The organism is Bradyrhizobium sp. NBAIM08, assembly GCF_020193935.1.
Taxonomy (GTDB): domain Bacteria; phylum Pseudomonadota; class Alphaproteobacteria; order Rhizobiales; family Xanthobacteraceae; genus Bradyrhizobium; species Bradyrhizobium yuanmingense.
The window spans coordinates 1-398 of record NZ_JADYVR010001058.1 but is presented as its reverse complement, the minus strand read 5'-3'; the positions used below and the strand labels follow the sequence as shown (position 1 = coordinate 398).

General features: G+C 64.8%; 1 protein-coding gene. It reads left to right on the top strand.

Annotated elements, in window-relative coordinates:
* Window positions 1-365, top strand: a 365-nt coding sequence (locus I6F37_RS43450) for a hypothetical protein (protein ID WP_225154903.1), incomplete at its 5' end; no start/stop codon positions are given.
* Window positions 366-398 lie beyond the last annotated feature (33 nt).

The window sequence follows — 398 nt, the reverse complement described above, 5'->3', positions numbered from 1 at the left end:
GCCACGTCGACACCATCGGCATCATCGCCGGCGTCACACCGGTGCGACCGGCACAGCTGATGGCACCGGCCACGCCGGTTACCAACCCGCCGCTGCAGATCGCGGTGGACCAACTGCCCGCGGACGAGCAGTACAGCTACTCGTTCAACGGGGACGCGCAAGCCATCGACCACGCACTGCTGTCAACCGCCGCGCAGTCGGTGTTAAGCAGCTTCACCTTCTCCCGCGGCAACAACGACGCCCCGGCTGAATACGACGAAAGCCCGTTCCTCGAAGGCTTCGGCGACGGCTACGAAGACACCCCACGCGCACCGATCCGCGTGAGCGACCACGACGGCTTCGTGCTTCGGTTGTTTGCGCCGTAACGGGCCAGACGAGCAAAAGCGTTCAACGCAAAG